Here is a 20222-nt window from a genome sequence, read left to right as displayed (position 1 = left end):
GTTGGAGCGAGGCTTGCCCGCGAAGGGGCCGGAACGTCCAGCCCTTCTTCGGCGCCTGAAAGATCGATTCGCGGGCAAGCCTCGCTCCAACGGGATCAAGGCGAATCTGTGCGACCACCTCGCGAATAAATTCGCTCCTACGGCAGGTCCCTTCGCCCATAGATCATCCAGCACTAACCACTGCACAAAATGTGTGATCCGCCCCGCAAAACCCCGTGCTAGCCTGCGGCCTGACCTTTTCAAGCCTCAAGGACGGACCATGAAATCTGCGCTTATCGCCTGTTCTTTACTCGGTGTGTTGGCCACTCCGCTGGCTATGGCTGCCGCGCCCGTTTCTACTGTCACCGACGCTCAATTCGCCGAGGTGTTGAAAGGCGACTGGCGGGCCCCGCAAAACAGCGCGCGTGATGGCTATCGTCATCCGCAGCAAACCCTGCAGTTCTTCGGCTTGCGGCCCGAGCAAACCCTGATCGAAATCACCCCCGGCAACGGTTGGTACAGCGAACTGCTGGCGCCGCTGCTCAAGGATCGCGGCCAGTACATCGCCGCGGTGGTCGATCCGGCAGCCAGTGATTACGCACGCAAGGCCGCCGACAGCCTGCAACAGAAATTCGCTGCTGATCCGCTCCATTACGGCAAAGCGCAGGTCATCGACTACGACCCGCAAACTCCGACGTTCGGCAAACCGGCCTCAGCGGACACAGTATTGACCTTTCGCAACGTGCATAACTGGGTGCTGGCCGACGATGCGCCGGCGATGTTCAAGGCCTTTTACGCCGTGCTGAAACCGGGCGGCACATTGGGGGTGGTGGATCACCGCGCCAAGGACGGGGCTTCCGTGGAGGCAATCAAGCAGAGCGGTTACCTGCCGACGGATTACATCGTGAAACTGGCGAAGGATGCGGGGTTCGAGCTGGCAGGCCAGAGTGAAATCAACGCCAATCCCAAGGACACCAAGGATTACGCCCAAGGCGTCTGGACCTTGCCACCCACCTTCCGGCTGGGTGATCAGGACCGCGCCAAGTACGCGGCAATCGGCGAATCCGACCGGCTGACGCTACGTTTTATCAAACCGGCGGGTCACTGAGTCATTCATCGGCATTCGGGTCCATGTCCGGAAACATCACGTCCATGAACCCGAACTTGCTGAAATCGGTAATGCGCGAAGGGTACAAGCGGCCGATCAGATGATCGCACTCGTGTTGCACCACTCGAGCGTGAAAGCCGTGGGCAATACGCTGAATGGGTTGCCCCTCGGGATCGAAGCCTTCGTAGCGAATGCTTTGATAACGCTCAACAGCGCCACGCAGACCGGGCACCGACAGGCAGCCTTCCCAACCTTCTTCGAGGGCCGGGCTTAACGGTGTGATCAGCGGATTGAGCAGGATGGTTTGCGGCACCGCTTCAGCGTCCGGGTAGCGTTCGCTGCTTTCGAAACCAAAGATCACCAACTGCAGGTCGACGCCAATCTGCGGCGCCGCCAGTCCTACGCCGCCGACGCTTTCCATGGTTTCAAACATGTCGGCAATCAGGGTCTTGAGCTCAGCAGTACCGAACATCGCTTCGGGCACAGCCGGGGCGATGCGTAACAAACGCTCATCGCCCATTTTGAGAATGTCGCGGATCATGCATCGGCCTCCTTCAACGAAAACGTCATCCTGCCACAGCTCTGCTCAGGATTCGTCGGCCTTGGCGGGCAGCGGCACCGAATGGTCGCGACCCAGCCCGGAAACGTGCTGCTTCTCGGTGGACGCGACGCCACCATCGCCCGCTTCTTTCTCGCCAACGTCCTTGCCTTCGGAGGACATGTGCTCGACCACCGCATTCATTTCCGCGCCCAGTAACAGCACCGCCGCCGAAATATAGAAATACAGCAACAGCACAATGATCGCCCCGATGCTGCCGTACATGGCGTTGTAGTCAGCGAAGGTCTTGACGTAATAACCGAAGCCCAGCGACGCGATGATCCACACCACCACCGCAAGCACAGAACCGGGCGTAATGAAGCGAAACTCTTGTTTTACGTCGGGCATGACGTAATAAATCAGTGCCACTGACACCATCAGCAGCAAGACGATCAGCGGCCAGCGCAGGATCGTCCACAAGGTGACAATGAAGTCTTCCATGCCGATCTGCGAGGCCAGCCAGTTCATGACTTGTGGGCCGGTGACCATCAGCGCCGCCGCTACCAGCAACATCAGGGCAATGCCGACGGTGTAGAGCACTGACAACGGAATGCGTTTCCAGACCGGCCGGCCCTCGACCACGTCATACGCGGCGTTCATGGCGCTCATCATCAGGCGCACGCCTGCCGACGCGGTCCACAACGCGATGAAGATACCAATGGACAGCAGACCGCCCTTGGACTGTTGCAGTTGGTCGATGACGGGGTTGACCTGTTCCAGCGCCTGGGGCGGCAAAACCAGCTCCGATTGCAGGCGCAACCAGGAGAAAAAATCGGGGAGATGCAGGAAGCCGATCAAGGCGATCAGAAACAACAGGAAAGGAAATAATGAAAACAGCATCTGGTACGCCAATGCCGACGCGTAGGTCGACATTTCATCGTCGAGGAACTCGCTGACGGTCCGCACCATCACCTTGAACGGCGAAAGTTTGCGCAATTCCGAAAAAATCATGGCGTTTCCTTCGCTTAATGGTGCTGAAAACTGGAGTGCCGAAACGACCAGTTCACATTCGGCAGTTCTGCGTTGACCAATAATCCTGCCGCACTGGCAGGCGTTTCAGAGCTTAATTGACCGTCTGTCCGACAGGAAAGTTTCAAATCAGCCATGCCGGACATGATAACGGCCATCCGAGGATGACCGTTATTTAAGTATCAACCCCGAATACCGATTCGGGACCGATAGCTTCATGCCTTGTCGACGCCCTTTTTCACAGCGTCTTTGGCTTTGCCTACCGCTTGTTGGGTTTCGCCTTTGATTTCCTGAGCCTTGCCTTCTGCACGCAGTTTGGAGTTGTCGGTAGCTTTACCAACACCTTGCTTGACGTTGCCAACAGCTTCGTTAGCCATGCCTTTAACTTTATCGCCAGTGCTGCTCATAGGTACTCTCCAGAGTAAAATTCGGGTGTCGTAACCTCGACATAAAGATTGACCCGCCGCCTTTGCGCAGAGTTTCAATTATTTTTACCCGCTGCGCTGCCGCTGGTCAGCCCGGCCAGGATGAGGAAATTGCCGTGTTTTTTCCGGACAGGCCGCAAGTTTGACTTTAAGTTTGCCCGGCAACCCCCGAGAATGCGGCACGCAATCAGGCTGCGCTGACTCGGGTCAGTGCGCCGACTATTCAGATCCACAGGAACATTATGAAACTCGATAAAAAGCAGGCCATCGCACGCCGCAATCTGGAACTGGGCGGGGCCGTGCTCGGCACCAACAACACCCACTTCACGGCGTTGAACACCAACAAGAACATCTGGTGGTTCGATCTGCCGCTCGGCCGCCTGGCTGTGGGTCAATACGAATGGGTTCATCTGCTGCTGCACACGCCCAGCACCGACCAGTTGCTGCATCTGAAGGTCACCACGGTGTTTCTGCGCGACCACATGGAAGGCCTGGTGGTGCGCAACCGAGGCAAACGCAAATCAACCGTGAGCCTGGAGTTGAGCGCCGACAAGGATTCATTCCTCAAGGACGTGCGCCCGGACGGCGCGAACCTGAGCTTTGCCGGGTTCCTGCAACCTTGATGTAGCGAGCCTGCTCGTTGCCGCTGCGGCTACGAGCAGGCGCGACGGCTTTACGCCAGACGTTTCGCCACCAGGTAACCGACCGTCGCCGCAACGCTTGATGCCACGGTTCCCCACGCCAGATCCACCAACGCCATCTGCGCTGGCCAGCCCTGCAACGTGGCCCAGTTGCTCAAGTCATACGTGCCGTACGCCACCAACCCCAGCATCGCGCCGCGCTTGATCGCATGGGTCAGGCTGTGGCGACGCAAGGCCGATTGCACCGCGAAATACACCAGCCCCGCCGTATACAACAGGTAAAACACCACCGCCGGCCCCGCCACAGGCTTGTCGACCATGATCGAACCGAGCCAGCTGCGGTAAGTCGGGCCCATCAGCAAACCGAGCCAGATACCATCAAGGATCAGGAACGCCACCAATGTGCTCAGGTAAGCCGTCAGATTTCTTTTCATGGGTCATCCGTTTTTTAAACGCGATTGCGCGCAGGGACTGCTGAAAAGGTCAGACCCTGATTGCGGACACAATGTCCCGGTGCAGTGAAATTTCTGCGCGACGACTATGCGCGCCGTAGGATCCGTAGGATCGGCTTTAGCCGGGAGACGCAACAACTGCGTCGCCAGAACTCAAGCCCTCCCGGCTGAAGCCGGTCCTACAGAACCATCACGCGAGATCACACCAGATCGATACGATCGGCGTGAATCACGATCTGGCCCGACTTATAAAGGGCGCCAATGGCTTTTTTGAAGTTGCCTTTGCTGACGCCGAACAAACCGCTGATGACCTGCGGATCGCTCTTGTCGCTGACGGGCAGCGTGCCGTTGTTTTCCCGCAGCTTGCTGAGGATTTTCGAGTTGAGGCTGCTGGAGGCTTCCGCGCCGACCGGTTGCAGGCTCAGGCTGAGATTGCCGTCGGTACGGATTTCCTTGATGAAACCCTTTTCCTGCTTGCCGGCACGCATGAACTTGAACACTTCGTTCTTGTGGATCAAGCCCCAGTGTTTGTTGTTGATGATCGCCTTGAAGCCCATATCGGTGGCTTCGGCGACCAGCAAATCGACTTCCTGGCCAACGGTATAGGTGGCGGGCGTATTGTCCAGATATCGGTCCAGGCGCGCGGTCGCGGTGATGCGGCGGGTGTGTTTGTCCAGGTAGACATGCACCACGCAATAATCACCGGCCTGCAACGTGCGCTTCTCTTCCGAGTACGGCAGCAGCAAATCCTTGGGCAGGCCCCAATCGAGGAACACGCCAATGCTGTTGACCTCAACGACTTTCAGGCTGGCGAATTCACCGACCTGAACCTTGGGTGTTTCAGTGGTAGCCAACAGCTTGTCTTCGCTGTCCAGATAAACGAAAACGTTGAGCCAGTCTTCGTCTTCGCTGGGAATATCCTTGGGGATATAACGGTTGGGCAGCAGGATTTCGCCATCCGCCCCGCCATCCAGATACAGACCAAAGTTAGTGTGTTTCACGACTTGCAAGCTGTTGTAACGCCCGATTAACGCCATTTCCAAATACCCTCATTACGTGGGCGACATTCTACCCGAGTTTGCCGATCAGGATCGCGACGCGCTGGAACCCATCGCAAATCAACAATTTGTTCCCCATTCGTCAGACTGATTCAGCCCGCCATCGCAGTTTTTGTCCTGCCAGATTCCGGCCAAAAACAACTTTTCAGCAGCAAAACAGCAAGTTAGCGAGCTAATTATCCGCCCATATAAATAATTGTCTGCGCGAGGGGCACAGCTTTTAGGGCTATATTTTTAAAGCAATTGTCAAGCCATTCATATACAATTGCTGGCCGTATCAAGTTTATATAGGTTAATGGCAGCCATGCGCGTAAAAGCATCCAACTCCAAAGCAAAGCCAGCTCCAGCCGTTGAAACGAGCGATTCGATCAACGCCCAGATTGCTGCTTTTCTGAAGTCCGGTGGTGAAATCCAGGAAATCGCCAAAGGCGTCAGCGGCCAGACTTTCGGCCCATCCAAGCAAATCACCCTCGGCAAAAAGTAATTTTCCCCGCTCCAGTTGTCGATCTCTATGCGCTTTGATTATCAGGGCGCTAGTGGATTGATCCTTCGCTGCATCAGCTAGACTCCTCGCTCAGCCTCCTGGCATACCATTTTGGTGCTCAGCTCGTTGCGTACTGACGCTGCGACGGGCAGGATGAAGCCCTTGGAGCCAGACCCCTTTGCGGAATGCACGAATGAAGAACTGGATGCTTTTCGGCGCACTGATTTGTCTGGGTGGTTGTGCATCGCACGGCTGCGACGACACGCTCAATGACGGTTACCCCGCAGGCAGCGCCTGTCGTGAACAACACTTGCTGTACCAAAACGACATGCTGCAGGCCAAGCTGTTGATCAGTGAAGCCGACCGGGAGAATTATGAACTGGCTGAAGCCATGCTGCGCCGTGCCGGCATCGACGACGCCTCCGGTGAAGCCGAGTTCTACCAGGCCGTGCTGCTGATTCGTCAACAACGGGACCAGCCACGCGTTATCGAATTGCTCCAGGATGCTGCCCGCAGCAAGCACCCGCTGGCCATTGCCCTGCTCGCGCAACAGCTGAGCATGAGCGACCAGAAACAGTCTGAACGCTACCGCGCCGACTACGCCGAACTGGATGTCGCCAAGAGCGGCTATCCGTCTTTCGAGCAAGCGTTGGTGGTGATTCGCGGCCTGATTATTCCCTCGCCGCAGACCACCGCTTCCAACTGATAGTGCGCGGATCGACGAACGGTCTGATCCCGCGCGCATTCGCCGGTATGCTTGCGAGGCTCTAGCTCGCGGTTTCTGTTGGGTCGCCGGCAATTTGCCGAAGCGCCGTTTTCGATACGACTGCTCCAATCCCACTCCTCAACCCCGGGAGTGAGCTCATGCTCAATATTCGTCAATACGTCCTGTCACTGGGCGTCGTTGTCATCTGTCAGTCCGCTTCTGCCCAGGTTCTGGAGCGGGAATTGGGTGCCTTCGATCTCAAACTCGGCACTTCGCCCGCGCGCAGCATGGCCCAGGGCCTGGTCACGCCAAACGGCAGCGGCTCGTTTCATGGCGGCCTGGACCTGACCCACGAAAGTGGCTTCTACGTCGGACAGTGGACACCCAGCGTCGGCATTACGGACGACACCACGCTGGAAGTCGATTCGTACATGGGTTTCAAGAAGCCCTTCGACAAAACCCTCGGCTACGAGATGGGCATCATTCGCTACAGCTACCCCGACACCAGCCAACTGGACAGCCATGAGTTCTACGCCGGCCTGCGCGTGCTGAACAGTCGCGTCGGCGCCGCGTTCAGCAACGACGTCGGCCGTCGCGACAGCACCCTGTTCGTTGATCTGGGCGGTATCGAGCGGCTGGGCATCGGCGTGCGCATGCAATACGCCAATCATCAGTTCGATACGCCGCAGCAGATCACCGATGGCGGCATGGTCAGCATGTTCAACGACTGGTCACTGAACATCACACGGCCGTGGATGGGCATCGACATGAACCTGATCTACAGCGGCTCCAGCCTGAGCGGCAGTGATTGCAGCGCCTACAGCGGCCACAATCCGCAGTGCGAAGGCACCTTCACCGTCAAGGCCGTGCGCGCGTTCTTCTGATTGACTGAACTGCTATCCTCAGGCCCGCTCTACAGGATAAGCAGGTCAATCGAGGAGTCTTCATGCGCACCCCGTTCAAAGCCTTCATTACGTTGTTGATGGCGCTGTTTGTGCTGGGCGGATGCACTCGCATCGGGCTCGCTTATCGGAATCTGGACGTCATCATTCCCTGGTCGCTCAATGACTACCTGGGGATGAATTCCACACAGAAGGGTTGGCTGAGCGAGCGGCTCAAGGAGCATCTGAGCTGGCATTGCAGCACCCAATTGCCCGGCTACCTCACCTGGCTGGATCGCCTGGAAGACATGGTCGAGAGCAATCAGGTGACCGAACCGGAACTGCGCGCGCGCACTGAAGAAGCCAAGCAAGCCATTGCCCAGATCTCCCGCCAGATCACACCGTCCGCCGTGGAGCTTCTGGCGCAGCTCGACGACAAGCAGGTCGCGGAGATGCAGGAGACATTCGCCAAGGATCGTCGCAATCGCGAGGATGAATACCTCAAGCAGCCGCTGGACAAGCAGATCAGCGAACGCGCTGAACGCATGGAAAAACGCTTGAGCCCATGGCTCGGCTCGCTCAATGCCGCGCAGAAACAGCGCGTGCAGAGCTGGTCAACTTCGCTGGGGGAACAGAACCGCGCCTGGCTGGACAACCGCGCCCATTGGCAGGCGCTGTTTGTGAACACTGTGCAGAATCGCCAGGCCAGCGACTTCCCGGAGAAAATCGCCAAGCTGTTGCAGGATCGGGAAACGTTCTGGACGCCGCAATACCGCGTGGCGTATGACCAGACCGAAAAAGCCGCGATTGCCTTGCTGGTGGACCTGATCGCACAAAGCAGCCCGGACCAGCGTCAGCAATTGCTGGAGAAAATTGCCAGCACACGCAAGGACTTCACTGACTTGAGCTGCCTGAAAGCGGCGAAGGCTGCCTAGCAATCACGCCCGGGGTAACCTCGCCTCGTAGGAGCGGCTTTAGCCGCGAGAGCCATCAATCCAGGTCCCATACGCCCTCCCGGCTGAAGCCGGTCCTACGAGGCCGGTACAACTCAGGCAATCTGCGCCTTGGCCGCGACTTCCTCGAACGTTACCGGATCCAGCGGATCTTCCTGGTCGTCCAGCACCTGACGCGGATGGTCGTTGCCAGGGATGCTGCTGTCGATCAACGCCAGCAGGCTTGCACCGCGCGGGCTGAGGACGAAGTTTTCACCGTTGCCACCCTCTTCTTCCCGACGCGGCTGGATAAAACCGCGACTGAGCAGCAATGCTTCGTATTCACCGGCAATGGCTTTCAGGTGATCAAGATTGCCGACTGCTTCGCCATCCGCAGCCTTAGCGGCCGCGTGTTCCTCGGCGTATTTGCGCGGTTTGAAGCTGTCGTCGGCGCTGTTTTGCACTTCGTGCAGCAGACGTTCGATAAGGTCCCAGTCATAAGGCTTTTCCATTGTTCTTACCTCCATCCAGCGTGGATAAATGGCCCGTGACGTCCCGCCATCAGGCTTGCTACTGAGGGTTGTGACCCGCGCCGACGCTGGCCGTTCAGCCGTGGCGGCTGAGCGGTGCTGCTGAACTTTTTGCCGAATCTGGCGCTCAACCGTTCAAGCCCGCAAAGGAAATAGAGGCAGCCATGAAAATCCTGTTGAGCATTACCGCCGCGTTGACCCTGCTGACCGCCGTGCCGTCATGGGCATGTACGCCCGAAGAGGCAACCGCCAAGCGCGAGCAACTGGCCAAGGAAGTGCAGAAACTCACCGAACAGAATCCGACCAAGGCCAAGGAGATCAACGACGAGTTGCAGAAAATGAATCTGGAGACAGCGTCCAAGGACCTGCCAGACAAGTGCCAGCTGATTGATCAGCGGCTCAAGGAATTGAACACGGCGGAGAAGAAAGCGGAATAGCGCGTTAGCCGCCGATCACCCGTAGGAGCGAATTCATTCGCGAAGGGCCGATACATTCGACACATCTTCTGCTGCCGGAATATCGCCTTCGCGGATAAATCCGCTCCTACAGGGTTTGGCTATGAATCGTTACTCAGCCGCCGGCGCTTCTGGCTTGCGCTTTTTCAACGGGGCCATGCCGTCCTTGCTGACCAATGACAACGCATCGGTTTTGGGACGATTGGCGATTTTGCGTTTGGTCGGGGCCTTGGCGCCGGTTTTCTTCTTGTCGCCCTTGGCGTCGGTCTTTTTCTTCTTCACGCCAACCGCCTTGCCGGACGCCTTGACCTTCTTCGGTCCGCCGTAAGAGCCTTTGACTTCCTTGATGGTGCGACGCTCGAAGCTTTGCTTCAGATAGCGCTCGACGCTGGACATCAGATTCCAGTCGCCGTGGCAGATCAACGAAATCGCCAGGCCTTCGCCACCCGCGCGACCGGTACGGCCGATGCGGTGCACGTAATCGTCGCCACTGCGCGGCATGTCGAAGTTGATGACCATGTCCAGGCCTTCAACGTCCAGACCACGCGCTGCAACGTCAGTCGCCACGAGGATCTTGGTGCCGCCCTGCTTCAAGCGATCAATCGCTGCCTTGCGGTCTTTCTGATCCTTGTCGCCGTGCAGCACGAAGGCTTTGTAGTCCAGCGCCACCAGACGCCCGTAAAGGCGGTCGGCCATGGCTTTGGTATTGGTGAAGATAATCGCTTTCTGATACGTCTCGTTGGCCAGCAGCCAATGCACGATCTGCTCTTTATGGCTGTTGTGGTCGGCGGTGATGATTTGCTGGCGTGTGCCCGAAGCCAGCTCGCTGACGCTGTTGACCTGCAAGTGCTGCGGATCGGTCAGCACTTTGCCGATCATCTCGCGCAGGCCGGCACCACCAGTGGTGGCCGAGAACAGCAAGGTCTGCTGACGGTTCGGGCACTCGCCAGCCAGACGCTCGACGTCTTCGGCAAAACCCATGTCCAGCATGCGGTCGGCTTCGTCCAGAACCAGGACTTCAACCTGCTTGAGGTCCAGGTTGCCGGCATTGAGCTGCTCCAGCAGACGACCCGGCGTACCGATCAGAATGTCCGGCACCTTGCGCAGCATGGCGGCCTGAACCTTGAAGTCTTCGCCACCAGTGATCAACCCGGCCTTGATGAAGGTGAACTGGGAGAAGCGCTCGACTTCTTTCAGCGTCTGCTGTGCCAGCTCGCGGGTCGGCAGCAGGATCACCGCGCGAATGTCGACGCGAACCTTGGCCGGGCCCATCAGGCGATTGAGGATCGGTAATACAAAAGCCGCAGTCTTGCCGCTACCGGTTTGCGCAGTCACCCGCAGGTCACGCCCTTCCAGCGCCAGCGGGATGGCCGCTGCTTGCACAGGCGTAGGCTCGACAAAATTAAGCTCGGCCACGGCTTTCAGCAGGCGTTCATGCAGGGCGAATTGGGAAAACACGGGTGCTACCTCGACGAAATACAAAAATACAGGCGCATAGCCTAACGGTTTCGAGCGCCGGGGCCGAGTTTCTTTACGACTAACTGCTTATTTTGTTACTCGATTTGCCATACGTCGCCCAAGACGGGCCTATGAATGCTCTAATTCGCAGCCAATTTCTTCAGGAGTCTTAAAGAGTCGCATGGATATTCAATCGCTATGGCTGCGGGTGCAGAAACTTTGGGATGTGCTGGATCAACATCCGGTGCTGCACGCGAGTCTCGGCCTTTTGCTGTTGCTGATTGCGGCGTTCGCACTCGGCAGAGTCGCGCGCTTCCTTATTCTCTACGCCATGAAAATGCTCGGCAGGCAACCGGCGCTGCACTGGCTCAATGATTTTCTGCACAACAAGGTTTTCCAGCGCCTGGCGCAGATAACGCCGTCGCTGGTGATCCAGTTCGGCCTGAATCTGGTGCCCGACCTGAGCGCCACCGGCAAGAATGTGATTGGCAACGTCGCGCTGGCCTTCACCATTCTGTTCATGACCCTGGCCATGGGTGCGCTGCTCAATGCGCTGCTCGACATTTATGCGCGCACCACTCACGCCCGCACGCGCTCGATCAAGGGTTATGTGCAGCTGGCGAAGATGATTCTGTATATCTTCGCCGCCATCATCATTGTCGCCACGCTCATCGACCGCTCGCCGCTGTTGCTGCTCTCCGGGCTTGGCGCCATGTCGGCGGTCATCCTGTTGGTCTACAAGGACACGCTGCTGTCGTTCGTGGCCAGCGTGCAGTTGACCAGCAACGACATGCTGCGCGTCGGCGACTGGATCGAAATGCCGCAAGTCGGTGCCGACGGCGATGTGGTGGACATCACGCTGCATACGGTCAAGGTGCAGAACTTCGATAAAACCATCGTCTCGATTCCGACCTGGCGCCTGATGTCCGAGTCATTCAAGAACTGGCGCGGCATGCAGCAGTCAGGCGGCAGGCGCATCAAGCGCAGTCTGTTCATCGATGCCAGCGGCGTACGTTTCGTGAGCGACGAAGAAGAGCGGCATCTGAGCCAGGTGCATTTGCTGACCGACTACATCAGCCGCAAACAGGCCGAACTGCTGGCCTGGAATCAGGCGCAGGGCAACGTGGCGCAGCTATCGGCCAACCGGCGCCGGATGACCAACATCGGCACCTTCCGCGCCTACGCGCTGGCCTATCTGAAAAGCCATCCCGACATTCATCCCGACATGACCTGCATGGTCCGCCAGCTGGAAGCCTCAGCATTGGGCGTGCCGCTGGAAATCTACTGCTTTACGCGCACCACCGTCTGGGGCGAATACGAGCGCATTCAAGGCGATATTTTCGATTACCTGCTGGCGGTGTTGCCGGAATTTGGCTTGAGCCTCTATCAACAACCGAGCGGGATGGATATGCGCGCGGGGTTGGCCCAGCGGGTCCCTGAGTCCTGACTGTAGGAGCCAACTTGTTGGCGAGGAAGGCCAAATCAGATCATGTTAATCGAGGCTTTTTCACGCCCAAGCGGCTGATCCACACCGAAGCCACGATGACCGCCCCGCCGATGAACAAGCGACCCAAATCCTCATGGCGGTTCCAAATCAGCAAGTTGATGAGCAGCCCGATGGGTACATGAAGGTTGTTCATCACCGCCAGAGTCCCGCCGCTGACCAGGCACGCCCCCTTATTCCACCAATACATCCCCAACGCTGTCGAACACAGACCCAGGAACAGCAAAACCAGCCATTGCTGCGGCGCGTCGGGCAGGTGTTGGGGGTTGCCGAACATCAGGAACGCGGGCAAGGCGATGATCAGCGCGCCCAGGTAGAAATAGCCGAAGCGCCGGTAGTGCGGCAGGTCGCTGGGATAGCGCGCTACCAAGTGTTTGTAGAGCACTTGCCCGGCGGCGTAGGTGAAGTTGGCGACTTGCAGCAGCAGGAAGCCGCCGAGGAAATTGCCGTCGATGCCGTCATAGCGAATCACCCCGGCGCCGAGCACCGCGACCAGTGCCGCCAACAAAGCCCAAGGGTTGAAGCGTCGATTGAGTGCATCCTCGATCAGCGTGACGTGCAACGGCGTAAGAATGGTGAACAGCAAGACTTCCGGCACCGTCAATACCCGAAAGCTCAGGTACAGACACACGTAAGTGATGCCGAATTGCAGCGCGCCGATCAGCAACATGCCACGCATGAAACCCGGCTCGACCTGACGCCAGCGGGTCAGCGGAATAAACACCAGCCCGGCCAGTACCACGCGAATCAGCACGGCAAAGTAGCTGTCGACATGACCTGCCAGATAAACGCCGATCAGGCTGAAGGACAACGCCTGAATCAGCGTCACGAAAAGTAGATAACCCATATGCGCCCCCGATTGAAGCCGGCGACCTTAGCGGTTTTGGGGTTTGGGTGTCATTTTTTTATGGGCGAGTCCATACATAGGACCGGCTTCAGCCGGGAGGAGGTCAGCCCATTTGCAGCAACTGCAGCGACCTCCCGGCTAAAGCCGGTCCTACGAGTCGGACTTTGCGTCTTACTCCTTGGTCAAATCCACCAACGGCTCATTGCGCACTTCGGTGCTGCGTCCGGCCTGAATGGTTTTGATCTGCCCCAAAGCCTGGTCCACCGCGCCTTTATCGGCCAGCAGGCTGTAGCTGATCTGGAACTGACGCTGTTGTTTCGGGCCGATGGTCGGCACCAGGCTCAATGGGCGCTGGTAGCGACGGTTGTAGGAAAAACTGGTGCCCGGCTCCAGCCCGGTCACATAGCCCTGGCCTTGGGTGTCGGTATTTTTCCACAGGGAGAACACTGGCAACTGCTGGGTATTGAAGCCCACTGCGACGCCAAGGCTGCCGGCTTTATTGTGCAGCACGGTCAGCGTGTCGCCCTTGTCATCCGCGTAAGGCACCACGTTGTAGACGGTTTCGTCGTAGTCCGGCGTCGGCGCGCGGTATGTCTGCCAGTCAGCCAGATCACCTTTGGCCTTGTCATTGAATGGCGAAACCTGCTTCACCGGCGCTTCGAAACGTGCGCCCTGCTCCAGGAATGGCGTGCTGAAGTTGCTGTGATACAGCGCCTGATATTCCTTCGGATAGTCGCCGTTGTTGGTCAGCGTGTCATTGAGGGTAAAGCGCGCGCTGCCGGGTTCGGTGACCAGTTCGGTCTGCACGGTGAAGTCGACTTTCTTGAAAGCCTGTTCCTGAAGTTCACCCTTGAGGCTGATTGCATAAGGCGGCTTTTCGTCGATGTGCAAGGTGACTTTGCTCGCCGGGATATTCGCCGCGCGACCGTGCAGGGTCAGCAGTTCGCCATTGTCCATGCCCGGATGCCCGACCCATTCGTAGCCGCAGCGCGTGACCAACTCATTGAAGCCTTCGAGCCAGCCCAACCCGCCACGGCCGTTGAGTTCGATGAATGCCGGATTGACCACATCCTTGACTGGCGAATCCCAGCCCATCCTTACGTCGCCCACCGAAGCGCGCAATACGTTCATGCCGCGCGTGGGCACGACCGAGAGTTTCATCGTGCCGTTGTCGATATCGATGATGCTCACCCCTTCCTGACGCCCGCCGTGCAGGGTGCGCATAGTCACGGAAAAAGGTTTGTCGGTCTTCACGCCGAGTTGGGCGCTGGTGATTTGCTGGTTTTGCGCGGCCTTGTCGGCATCGAGCAAGACGTAATCCCAGGCGAAAACGTTGGAGGCGGCGGTAATGGCGCCGAGGCCGAGCAGCAGGGAAAGGGGTTTCATGAGGGCGGTCCTTATTGGAATTATGATTTTGCGCAACGGGTTAATCGATTCAGCTAGCAACCGAGTCTAGTCATATTTCGCAAAAATGTTGAGCGGCCCGTTGAATTCCAGACAGAAAAAAGCCCGATGACCGCCAAAGAGGGGTCAATCGGGCCACGCACCCAGGAGCGGCGGGTGCCAAGGGGAAATCTGCAGTGCAGCGGGGTCAGGCGACCTGGGCGAGTTTGGCGATGGCTTGGTTCATGCCTTTTTCAACGAAGTCGCCGCCCATGTTCAGGCCTTCGGCGTGAATGAACGTGACGTCATGGATGCCGATAAAACCCAGCACCTGGCGCAGGTACGGTTCCTGATGATCAAGGCTGCTGCCTGCATAAATGCCGCCACGGGCGGTCAGGACAAAGGCGCGCTTGCCGACCAATAAGCCTTGCGGCCCGGTTTCGCCGTACTTGAAGGTGATACCGGCACGCAGCACATGGTCGAACCAGGCTTTGAGCGTGCTGGGGATAGCGAAGTTGTACATGGGCGCTGCAAGCACCAGCACATCCGCCGCCACCAATTCGTCAGTCAACTGATTGGAGCGATCCAGCGCGGCCTGTTCGGTCGTGGTGCGCTGCTCTGAAGGCTTCATCCAGCCGCCCAGCAACGTGGCATCCAGATGCGGCACCTGCTTGGTGGCAAGGTCGTGGACCGTCAGTTGATCGTCGGGATGCGCTGCTCGCCACTGGCCAATGAACTGTTGAGTCAATTGGCGAGAGACGGAATCCTGCTGGCGGGCGCTGCTTTCAATGATCAGTACGCGGGACATGGGGCGGTGCCTCCATCGAAGAATGTCTTGAGTCGATGGAGTGCAGAGTAGAGCAGGCTGTATCGATTAAAAAGCGTAAAAATCCGCTGTTAAACATCTAAAAATTTGTTTTATCGAGAGGGGCGCTCTACTCTCTTACCCAGTTTGACGCCCGACGAGTGATTATTCCGGTTCGCAGCTGAGCTTGATGCGCAGCTTGATAATGCTGCGGTTGAACTTGGCCGACACGTCCACGCTTTTTTTCGCGGCGACGGTCACGCGGCGCGTCTTGGGCGCCTCCGGACCATTCTGAAACACCACGCGGCATTTGGCCGGGACGCTGCCGTAGTTGTTCACGGTGATGGCGCCGGTATCGTAAAACGTGTCATGGCTGGTGTAGTCGATGTCGACGCCTTGATAGTATTTTTCCACTTCGATGGGATACGCCCAGGCGCTCAGCGGCAGCATGGCCAGCAACACACAACAGATTCTGTTCATCGGGCAGTCTCCAAGAGGGGATTGGCAGATTAGGACAAAGCGTAAGAAGGAGCTACAGATGAAAGCGCCCCGCGTGACCCTTGATCAATGGCGCACCTTGCAGGCCGTGGTCGACCATGGCGGTTTCGCTCAGGCCGCCGACGCCCTGCATCGGTCGCAGTCATCGGTGAGTTACACCGTGGCGCGCATGCAGGATCAACTCGGTGTGCCGTTGCTGCGTATCGACGGGCGCAAGGCCGTGCTTACCGAAGCCGGCGGCGTGTTGCTGCGCCGCTCACGGCAATTGGTCAAGCAGGCCAGTCAACTCGAAGACCTCGCCCATCACATGGAGCAAGGCTGGGAAGCGGAAGTGCGTCTGGTAGTCGACGCGGCCTACCCCAACGCACGCCTGGTCAGGGCCCTGACCGCGTTCATGCCCCAGAGTCGCGGTTGTCGGGTGCGGCTGCGTGAGGAAGTGCTGTCCGGCGTGGAAGAAGTGCTGCTCGAAGGCGTTGCCGACCTGGCAATCAGTGGTTTCAGCATTCCGGGTTATCTGGGCACGGAAATGAGCAGCGTGGAATTCGTCGCTGTCGCGCATCCGGAACATCCCCTGCACCAGTTGCAGCGCGAGGTGAATTTCCAGGATCTGGAAAGCCAGCTGCAGGTGGTGATTCGCGACTCGGGCCGCAATCAGCCTCGGGACGTTGGCTGGCTTGGCGCTGAGCAGCGCTGGACGGTCGGCAGCCTGGCGACCGCCGCAACGTTCGTCAGCAGCGGCCTGGGTTTCGCGTGGTTGCCTCGACACCTGATTGAACGCGAACTCAAGGAAGGCGTGCTTAAGGCCTTGCCGCTGGATAAAGGCGGCAGCCGCAGCCCGACCTTCTATCTTTATTCCAGCAAGGACAAACCACTGGGCCCGGCAACGCAGATCCTCATCGAGTTGATCCGCACGTTCGACACCGCGCCACTGACCGCACCTTTCGCAGCACCTCAACAAGCCTGACAAGGAGATGTCCATGGCGTATTTCGAACATGACGGTTGCACACTGCATTACGAGGAATACGGCCAGGGCGCTCCATTGCTCTTGCTGCACGGCCTGGGCTCCAGCTGCCGGGACTGGGAATACCAGATTCCGGCACTGGCGGCGCACTATCACGTCATCGTCATGGACATGCGCGGCCATGGGCGCTCCGACAAACCCCGGGAACGCTACAGCATGCGCGGCTTCAGTGGCGATGTGCTGGCGCTGATCGAGTACTTGAATCTGCCCGCAGTGCATCTGGTCGGGCTGTCCATGGGTGGCATGATCAGTTTTCAACTGGCGGTGGATCATCCGGCGCTGGTCAAAAGCCTGTGCATCGTCAACAGCGCCCCCCAGGTCAAGGTCAAGAGCGCCAATGACGTCTGGCAATGGGCCAAACGCTGGAGCCTGGCCCGGCTGTTGAGCATGGAAACCCTCGGCAAGGCGTTGGGCAAGAATATGTTTCCCAAACCCGAACAGGCCCATTTGCGCACCAAGATGGCCACGCGATGGGCCGAGAATGACAAACGCGCGTACCTGGCCAGTTTCGATGCCATTGTCGGCTGGGGCGTGCAGGAAAAACTCTCGCGGATTACGTGCCCGACGCTGATCATCAGCGCTGATCGGGATTACACGCCGGTGGCGCTGAAACAGGCTTACGTGGGCCTGATCGCCAATGCGCAGCTGATCGTCATCAACGATTCCCGGCACGCCACGCCGCTGGACCAGGTCGACGAATTCAATCGCATCGTGCTGGAATTCATCGACGCCGTGCCGGTCTGAAGCAACCCGCGCCTAAGCCCTTTGCATAGGGCCACTGGGCAAAAAAAGCCAAACGTGCTTACCTTGCGCACTGGATCACAGCATGTCCGCATTGCTGATCGCAGTCGAAACCCTCAATCAGGATCAACTGACCCATGTTGAAAAAAATCGCTATCGCCGCCTGCTCCGTGCTTTTTGCCGCCAATCTGATGGCTGCCACCGCACCCGCCAAGCCGACCCACGTCGTGCTCGACACCAGCTTTGGCGCGATTGAAATCGAACTCGCCGATGCCAAGGCGCCAATCAGCACCCAGAACTTTCTGGGCTACGTCGACAGCGGCTTCTACACCAACACCATTTTCCACCGCGTCATTCCCGGCTTCATGGCCCAGGGCGGCGGCTTCACTGCACAGATGACGCAAAAACCGACCAAGGACCCGATCAAGAACGAAGCGAATAACGGCCTGCACAACGTGCGCGGCACGCTGGCCATGGCGCGCACTTCGGTTGTCGATTCTGCCACCAGCCAGTTTTTCATCAATACCAGTGACAACGCTATGCTTGATCATGGCGGTCGTGATTTCGGCTATGCGGTGTTCGGCAAAGTGGTCAAGGGCATGGACGTGGTCGACCAGATCGTCAACGCCCAGGCCGGCAACAAAGGTGGCATGCAAAACGTGCCGTTGGACCCGATCCTGATCAAGTCCGCCAAGCGCGTCGACTGAGTCGAGATGTGCCAGGCCGCGTGAAATTGTTCTGAGCAATGTCAGGATCACGCGGTCTGACTGTGGGAGTTTTCTTCAAGCAAGGAGAGCCTGCGCGCAAGCAGGCGTCAGCCAATGTTCTATCGTCGTTTCGAAAAACTGATCGACATCTTCCGGGACGCACCCACCGACGCCCCTCCGAATAAAGTCCTCGCCTTCTACATCTATTACCTGCGCCAGGTCTGGCCAAGCTTCGCTGCACTGTTGGTGGTGGGCCTGATCGGCGCGCTGATCGAAGTGGCGCTGTTCAGTTACCTGAGCCGCATCATCGACCTTGCCCAAGGCACGCCCGACCCGAATTTCTTCAGCATCCATGCCACCGAGCTGATCTGGATGACCGTCGTCGCGCTGGTGCTGCGGCCGATTTTCGTCGGTCTGCATGACCTGCTGGTGCATCAGACCATCAGCCCCGGCATGACCAGCATGATTCGCTGGCAGAACCACAGCTATGTGCTGAAGCAAAGCATCAAGTTCTTCCAGAACGACTTCGCCGGGCGCATCGCCCAACGCATCATGCAGACCGGCAACTCGCTGCGCGATTCGGCGGTGCAGGCCGTGGACGCGCTGTGGCACGTACTGATTTATGCCATCAGTGCGCTGGTGTTGTTTGCCGAAGCCGACTGGCGCCTGATGATCCCGCTGCTGACCTGGATCGTCGCCTACATTCTGGCCCTGTGCTACTTCGTGCCGCGTGTGAAAGAGCGTTCGGTGGTGTCATCCGATGCGCGCTCCAAGTTGATGGGGCGCATTGTCGACGGCTATACCAACATCACCACCCTCAAGCTGTTCGCCCACACCCATTTCGAGCAGCAATACGCTAGGGAAGCGATCAGCGAGCAGACCGAAAAAAGCCAGCTGGCCGGCCGCGTCGTGACCTCCATGGACACCGTCATCACCACCATGAACGGCATTCTGATCGTCACCACCACCGGTTTGGCGCTGTGGCTGTGGACGCAATCCATGATCTCGGTGGGCGCTATCGCGCTGGCGACGGGTCTGGCGATTCGCATCGTCAACATGTCGGGCTGGATCATGTGGGTGGTCAACGGCATCTTCGAAAACATCGGCATGGTTCAAGACGGCCTGCAGAGCATTTCGCAACCGGTCAGCGTTACCGATCGCGACCCTGCTCCACGCCTGCAAGTGGACAAGGGCGGCGTGAAGTTCGACGGCGTTGATTTCCATTACGGCAATGGCAACGGGATCATTCACGGCCTGAACCTGGACATCAAACCCGGCGAAAAAATCGGTTTGATCGGCCCTTCCGGCGCGGGCAAATCGACGCTGGTGAACCTGTTGCTGCGCATGTACGACGTGCAGGACGGGCGGATTCTGATCGATGGCCAGGACATTTCCCACGTCGCACAGGAAAGCCTGCGGGAAAAAATCGGCATGATCACTCAGGACACGTCGCTGTTGCACCGCTCGATCCGCGACAACCTGTTGTACGGCAAGCCCGATGCAACCGACGAACAATTATGGGAAGCGGTGCACAAAGCCCGCGCCGATGAGTTCATCCCGTTGCTGTCGGACGCTGAAGGCCGGACCGGCTTCGATGCACATGTCGGCGAGCGTGGCGTCAAGCTTTCCGGTGGTCAGCGCCAGCGCGTTGCGATTGCCCGCGTGCTGCTCAAGGATGCGCCGATTCTGATCATGGATGAGGCCACCTCGGCGCTGGATTCGGAAGTTGAAGCAGCCATTCAGGAAAGCCTCGAAACCCTGATGCAAGGCAAGACCGTGATTGCCATCGCTCACCGTTTGTCGACCATTGCGCGGATGGACCGCTTGGTGGTCCTGGAACGCGGCCAGATCGCCGAAAGCGGCACCCATGCCGAACTGCTGGCCCACGGCGGCTTGTACGCAAGGTTGTGGCAGCATCAGACCGGCGGATTTGTGGGGATTGATTAAACCTGTTGGAGCGAGGCTTGCCCGCGAAGAACGATCACGCGGTGCATCAGGTTCACCGAGGCGCCTGATTCGCGGGCAAGCCTCGCTCCAAC

Annotated in this window: 23 protein-coding genes; 12 read left to right on the top strand and 11 right to left on the bottom strand. The window is 58.3% G+C overall.

The window, feature by feature from the left end; genetic code table 11:
* The first annotated feature begins 259 nt into the window (after positions 1-259).
* Positions 260-1087, top strand: a complete 828-nt coding sequence (locus CFII64_RS01815) for a class I SAM-dependent methyltransferase (protein ID WP_020289040.1) — start codon at positions 260-262, stop codon at positions 1085-1087.
* Between the two features lies 1 nt (position 1088).
* On the opposite strand, the gene def is transcribed toward CFII64_RS01815, so the two are convergent.
* From def to CFII64_RS01800, 3 genes are all read right to left on the bottom strand, one after another.
* Complete coding sequence (gene def, locus CFII64_RS01810) at positions 1089-1628, bottom strand: peptide deformylase (RefSeq protein WP_020289039.1); 540 nt, start codon at positions 1626-1628, stop codon at positions 1089-1091.
* A gap of 45 nt (positions 1629-1673) precedes the next feature.
* Complete coding sequence (locus CFII64_RS01805; RefSeq protein WP_020289038.1) at positions 1674-2636, bottom strand: YihY/virulence factor BrkB family protein; 963 nt, start codon at positions 2634-2636, stop codon at positions 1674-1676.
* Positions 2637-2869: 233 nt separating this feature from the next.
* The gene (locus CFII64_RS01800) at positions 2870-3061 is read right to left on the bottom strand and encodes a CsbD family protein (protein WP_020289037.1); all 192 of its coding nucleotides are present in this window, start codon (positions 3059-3061) and stop codon (positions 2870-2872) included.
* A gap of 260 nt (positions 3062-3321) precedes the next feature.
* Here CFII64_RS01800 and CFII64_RS01795 point away from each other — a divergent pair, with 260 nt between their 5' ends.
* A complete protein-coding gene (locus tag CFII64_RS01795) occupies positions 3322-3702 on the top strand; it encodes a hypothetical protein (RefSeq protein WP_020289036.1) in 381 nt (126 codons plus the stop codon).
* Between the two features lie 50 nt (positions 3703-3752).
* Here CFII64_RS01795 and CFII64_RS01790 read toward each other — a convergent pair whose 3' ends face one another.
* Positions 3753-4154 (bottom strand): DUF2177 family protein, encoded by a 402-nt coding sequence (locus tag CFII64_RS01790; protein WP_020289035.1) that lies wholly within the window; start codon positions 4152-4154, stop codon positions 3753-3755.
* A 218-nt stretch (positions 4155-4372) separates the two neighbouring features.
* Entirely contained in the window at positions 4373-5209 is an 837-nt protein-coding gene (locus CFII64_RS01785; protein WP_020289034.1) for a S1 RNA-binding domain-containing protein, read from the bottom strand.
* A gap of 316 nt (positions 5210-5525) precedes the next feature.
* Here CFII64_RS01785 and CFII64_RS01780 point away from each other — a divergent pair, with 316 nt between their 5' ends.
* The 4 genes from CFII64_RS01780 to CFII64_RS01765 all read left to right on the top strand — a co-directional run bounded on the left by CFII64_RS01780 (position 5526) and on the right by CFII64_RS01765 (position 8236).
* A complete protein-coding gene (locus CFII64_RS01780) occupies positions 5526-5714 on the top strand; it encodes a hypothetical protein (RefSeq protein ID WP_020289033.1) in 189 nt (62 codons plus the stop codon).
* A 193-nt stretch (positions 5715-5907) separates the two neighbouring features.
* The gene (locus CFII64_RS01775) at positions 5908-6420 is read left to right on the top strand and encodes a hypothetical protein (RefSeq protein WP_020289032.1); all 513 of its coding nucleotides are present in this window, start codon (positions 5908-5910) and stop codon (positions 6418-6420) included.
* 158 nt (positions 6421-6578) lie between these two features.
* Positions 6579-7304, top strand: coding sequence for a TorF family putative porin (locus CFII64_RS01770; protein WP_020289031.1), 726 nt, complete (start codon positions 6579-6581; stop codon positions 7302-7304).
* Positions 7305-7366: 62 nt separating this feature from the next.
* Complete coding sequence (locus CFII64_RS01765; protein WP_020289030.1) at positions 7367-8236, top strand: DUF6279 family lipoprotein; 870 nt, start codon at positions 7367-7369, stop codon at positions 8234-8236.
* 113 nt (positions 8237-8349) lie between these two features.
* Here CFII64_RS01765 and CFII64_RS01760 read toward each other — a convergent pair whose 3' ends face one another.
* Complete coding sequence (locus CFII64_RS01760) at positions 8350-8745, bottom strand: hypothetical protein (protein WP_020289029.1); 396 nt, start codon at positions 8743-8745, stop codon at positions 8350-8352.
* A 182-nt stretch (positions 8746-8927) separates the two neighbouring features.
* Here CFII64_RS01760 and CFII64_RS01755 point away from each other — a divergent pair, with 182 nt between their 5' ends.
* Entirely contained in the window at positions 8928-9200 is a 273-nt protein-coding gene (locus CFII64_RS01755; protein ID WP_020289028.1) for a hypothetical protein, read from the top strand.
* A 129-nt stretch (positions 9201-9329) separates the two neighbouring features.
* Here CFII64_RS01755 and CFII64_RS01750 read toward each other — a convergent pair whose 3' ends face one another.
* The gene (locus tag CFII64_RS01750) at positions 9330-10676 is read right to left on the bottom strand and encodes a DEAD/DEAH box helicase (RefSeq protein WP_020289027.1); all 1347 of its coding nucleotides are present in this window, start codon (positions 10674-10676) and stop codon (positions 9330-9332) included.
* A gap of 181 nt (positions 10677-10857) precedes the next feature.
* On the opposite strand from CFII64_RS01750, the gene CFII64_RS01745 reads away from it, so the two are divergent.
* Positions 10858-12123: a mechanosensitive ion channel family protein gene (locus CFII64_RS01745; RefSeq protein ID WP_020289026.1), complete on the top strand. Its 1266-nt coding sequence runs from the start codon at positions 10858-10860 to the stop codon at positions 12121-12123.
* 40 nt (positions 12124-12163) lie between these two features.
* Here CFII64_RS01745 and CFII64_RS01740 read toward each other — a convergent pair whose 3' ends face one another.
* From CFII64_RS01740 to CFII64_RS01725, 4 genes are all read right to left on the bottom strand, one after another.
* Positions 12164-13027 (bottom strand): carboxylate/amino acid/amine transporter, encoded by an 864-nt coding sequence (locus CFII64_RS01740; RefSeq protein WP_020289025.1) that lies wholly within the window; start codon positions 13025-13027, stop codon positions 12164-12166.
* Between the two features lie 171 nt (positions 13028-13198).
* A complete protein-coding gene (locus tag CFII64_RS01735; RefSeq protein WP_020289024.1) occupies positions 13199-14413 on the bottom strand; it encodes an aldose 1-epimerase family protein in 1215 nt (404 codons plus the stop codon).
* Positions 14414-14618: 205 nt separating this feature from the next.
* Positions 14619-15218, bottom strand: a complete 600-nt coding sequence (locus tag CFII64_RS01730; RefSeq protein WP_020289023.1) for an FMN-dependent NADH-azoreductase — start codon at positions 15216-15218, stop codon at positions 14619-14621.
* A gap of 162 nt (positions 15219-15380) precedes the next feature.
* Entirely contained in the window at positions 15381-15695 is a 315-nt protein-coding gene (locus CFII64_RS01725) for a hypothetical protein (RefSeq protein WP_020289022.1), read from the bottom strand.
* A gap of 58 nt (positions 15696-15753) precedes the next feature.
* Between CFII64_RS01725 and CFII64_RS01720 the strand changes: the two genes are divergently transcribed.
* The 4 genes from CFII64_RS01720 to CFII64_RS01705 all read left to right on the top strand — a co-directional run bounded on the left by CFII64_RS01720 (position 15754) and on the right by CFII64_RS01705 (position 20130).
* The gene (locus CFII64_RS01720; RefSeq protein ID WP_020289021.1) at positions 15754-16677 is read left to right on the top strand and encodes a LysR family transcriptional regulator; all 924 of its coding nucleotides are present in this window, start codon (positions 15754-15756) and stop codon (positions 16675-16677) included.
* A gap of 13 nt (positions 16678-16690) precedes the next feature.
* On the top strand, positions 16691-17479 hold the full coding sequence (locus CFII64_RS01715; RefSeq protein WP_020289020.1) for an alpha/beta fold hydrolase: 789 nt from the start codon (positions 16691-16693) through the stop codon (positions 17477-17479).
* 134 nt (positions 17480-17613) lie between these two features.
* Entirely contained in the window at positions 17614-18183 is a 570-nt protein-coding gene (locus tag CFII64_RS01710) for a peptidylprolyl isomerase A (RefSeq protein ID WP_020289019.1), read from the top strand.
* Positions 18184-18297: 114 nt separating this feature from the next.
* Positions 18298-20130 carry an ABC transporter ATP-binding protein gene (locus CFII64_RS01705; protein WP_020289018.1) on the top strand — a complete coding sequence of 611 codons (1833 nt, stop codon included), beginning with the start codon at positions 18298-18300 and terminating at the stop codon, positions 20128-20130.
* The last annotated feature ends 92 nt before the right edge of the window (positions 20131-20222 follow it).

It is taken from the genome of Pseudomonas sp. CFII64 (genome assembly GCF_000416235.1).
Taxonomy (GTDB): Bacteria; Pseudomonadota; Gammaproteobacteria; order Pseudomonadales; family Pseudomonadaceae; genus Aquipseudomonas.
Note: the sequence above shows the minus strand (reverse complement) of the source record. Positions and strands in the feature narration are given on the sequence as shown.

Coding starts and splice junctions, on each gene's coding strand:
- CFII64_RS01815 (WP_020289040.1), top strand. CDS start 260: ATGAAATCTGCGCTTATCGCCTGTTCTTTACTCGGTGTGTTGGCCACT.
- def (WP_020289039.1), bottom strand. CDS start 1,628: ATGATCCGCGACATTCTCAAAATGGGCGATGAGCGTTTGTTACGCATC.
- CFII64_RS01805 (WP_020289038.1), bottom strand. CDS start 2,636: ATGATTTTTTCGGAATTGCGCAAACTTTCGCCGTTCAAGGTGATGGTG.
- CFII64_RS01800 (WP_020289037.1), bottom strand. CDS start 3,061: ATGAGCAGCACTGGCGATAAAGTTAAAGGCATGGCTAACGAAGCTGTT.
- CFII64_RS01795 (WP_020289036.1), top strand. CDS start 3,322: ATGAAACTCGATAAAAAGCAGGCCATCGCACGCCGCAATCTGGAACTG.
- CFII64_RS01790 (WP_020289035.1), bottom strand. CDS start 4,154: ATGAAAAGAAATCTGACGGCTTACCTGAGCACATTGGTGGCGTTCCTG.
- CFII64_RS01785 (WP_020289034.1), bottom strand. CDS start 5,209: ATGGCGTTAATCGGGCGTTACAACAGCTTGCAAGTCGTGAAACACACT.
- CFII64_RS01780 (WP_020289033.1), top strand. CDS start 5,526: ATGGCAGCCATGCGCGTAAAAGCATCCAACTCCAAAGCAAAGCCAGCT.
- CFII64_RS01775 (WP_020289032.1), top strand. CDS start 5,908: ATGAAGAACTGGATGCTTTTCGGCGCACTGATTTGTCTGGGTGGTTGT.
- CFII64_RS01770 (WP_020289031.1), top strand. CDS start 6,579: ATGCTCAATATTCGTCAATACGTCCTGTCACTGGGCGTCGTTGTCATC.
- CFII64_RS01765 (WP_020289030.1), top strand. CDS start 7,367: ATGCGCACCCCGTTCAAAGCCTTCATTACGTTGTTGATGGCGCTGTTT.
- CFII64_RS01760 (WP_020289029.1), bottom strand. CDS start 8,745: ATGGAAAAGCCTTATGACTGGGACCTTATCGAACGTCTGCTGCACGAA.
- CFII64_RS01755 (WP_020289028.1), top strand. CDS start 8,928: ATGAAAATCCTGTTGAGCATTACCGCCGCGTTGACCCTGCTGACCGCC.
- CFII64_RS01745 (WP_020289026.1), top strand. CDS start 10,858: ATGGATATTCAATCGCTATGGCTGCGGGTGCAGAAACTTTGGGATGTG.
- CFII64_RS01740 (WP_020289025.1), bottom strand. CDS start 13,027: ATGGGTTATCTACTTTTCGTGACGCTGATTCAGGCGTTGTCCTTCAGC.
- CFII64_RS01735 (WP_020289024.1), bottom strand. CDS start 14,413: ATGAAACCCCTTTCCCTGCTGCTCGGCCTCGGCGCCATTACCGCCGCC.
- CFII64_RS01730 (WP_020289023.1), bottom strand. CDS start 15,218: ATGTCCCGCGTACTGATCATTGAAAGCAGCGCCCGCCAGCAGGATTCC.
- CFII64_RS01725 (WP_020289022.1), bottom strand. CDS start 15,695: ATGAACAGAATCTGTTGTGTGTTGCTGGCCATGCTGCCGCTGAGCGCC.
- CFII64_RS01720 (WP_020289021.1), top strand. CDS start 15,754: ATGAAAGCGCCCCGCGTGACCCTTGATCAATGGCGCACCTTGCAGGCC.
- CFII64_RS01715 (WP_020289020.1), top strand. CDS start 16,691: ATGGCGTATTTCGAACATGACGGTTGCACACTGCATTACGAGGAATAC.
- CFII64_RS01710 (WP_020289019.1), top strand. CDS start 17,614: ATGTTGAAAAAAATCGCTATCGCCGCCTGCTCCGTGCTTTTTGCCGCC.
- CFII64_RS01705 (WP_020289018.1), top strand. CDS start 18,298: ATGTTCTATCGTCGTTTCGAAAAACTGATCGACATCTTCCGGGACGCA.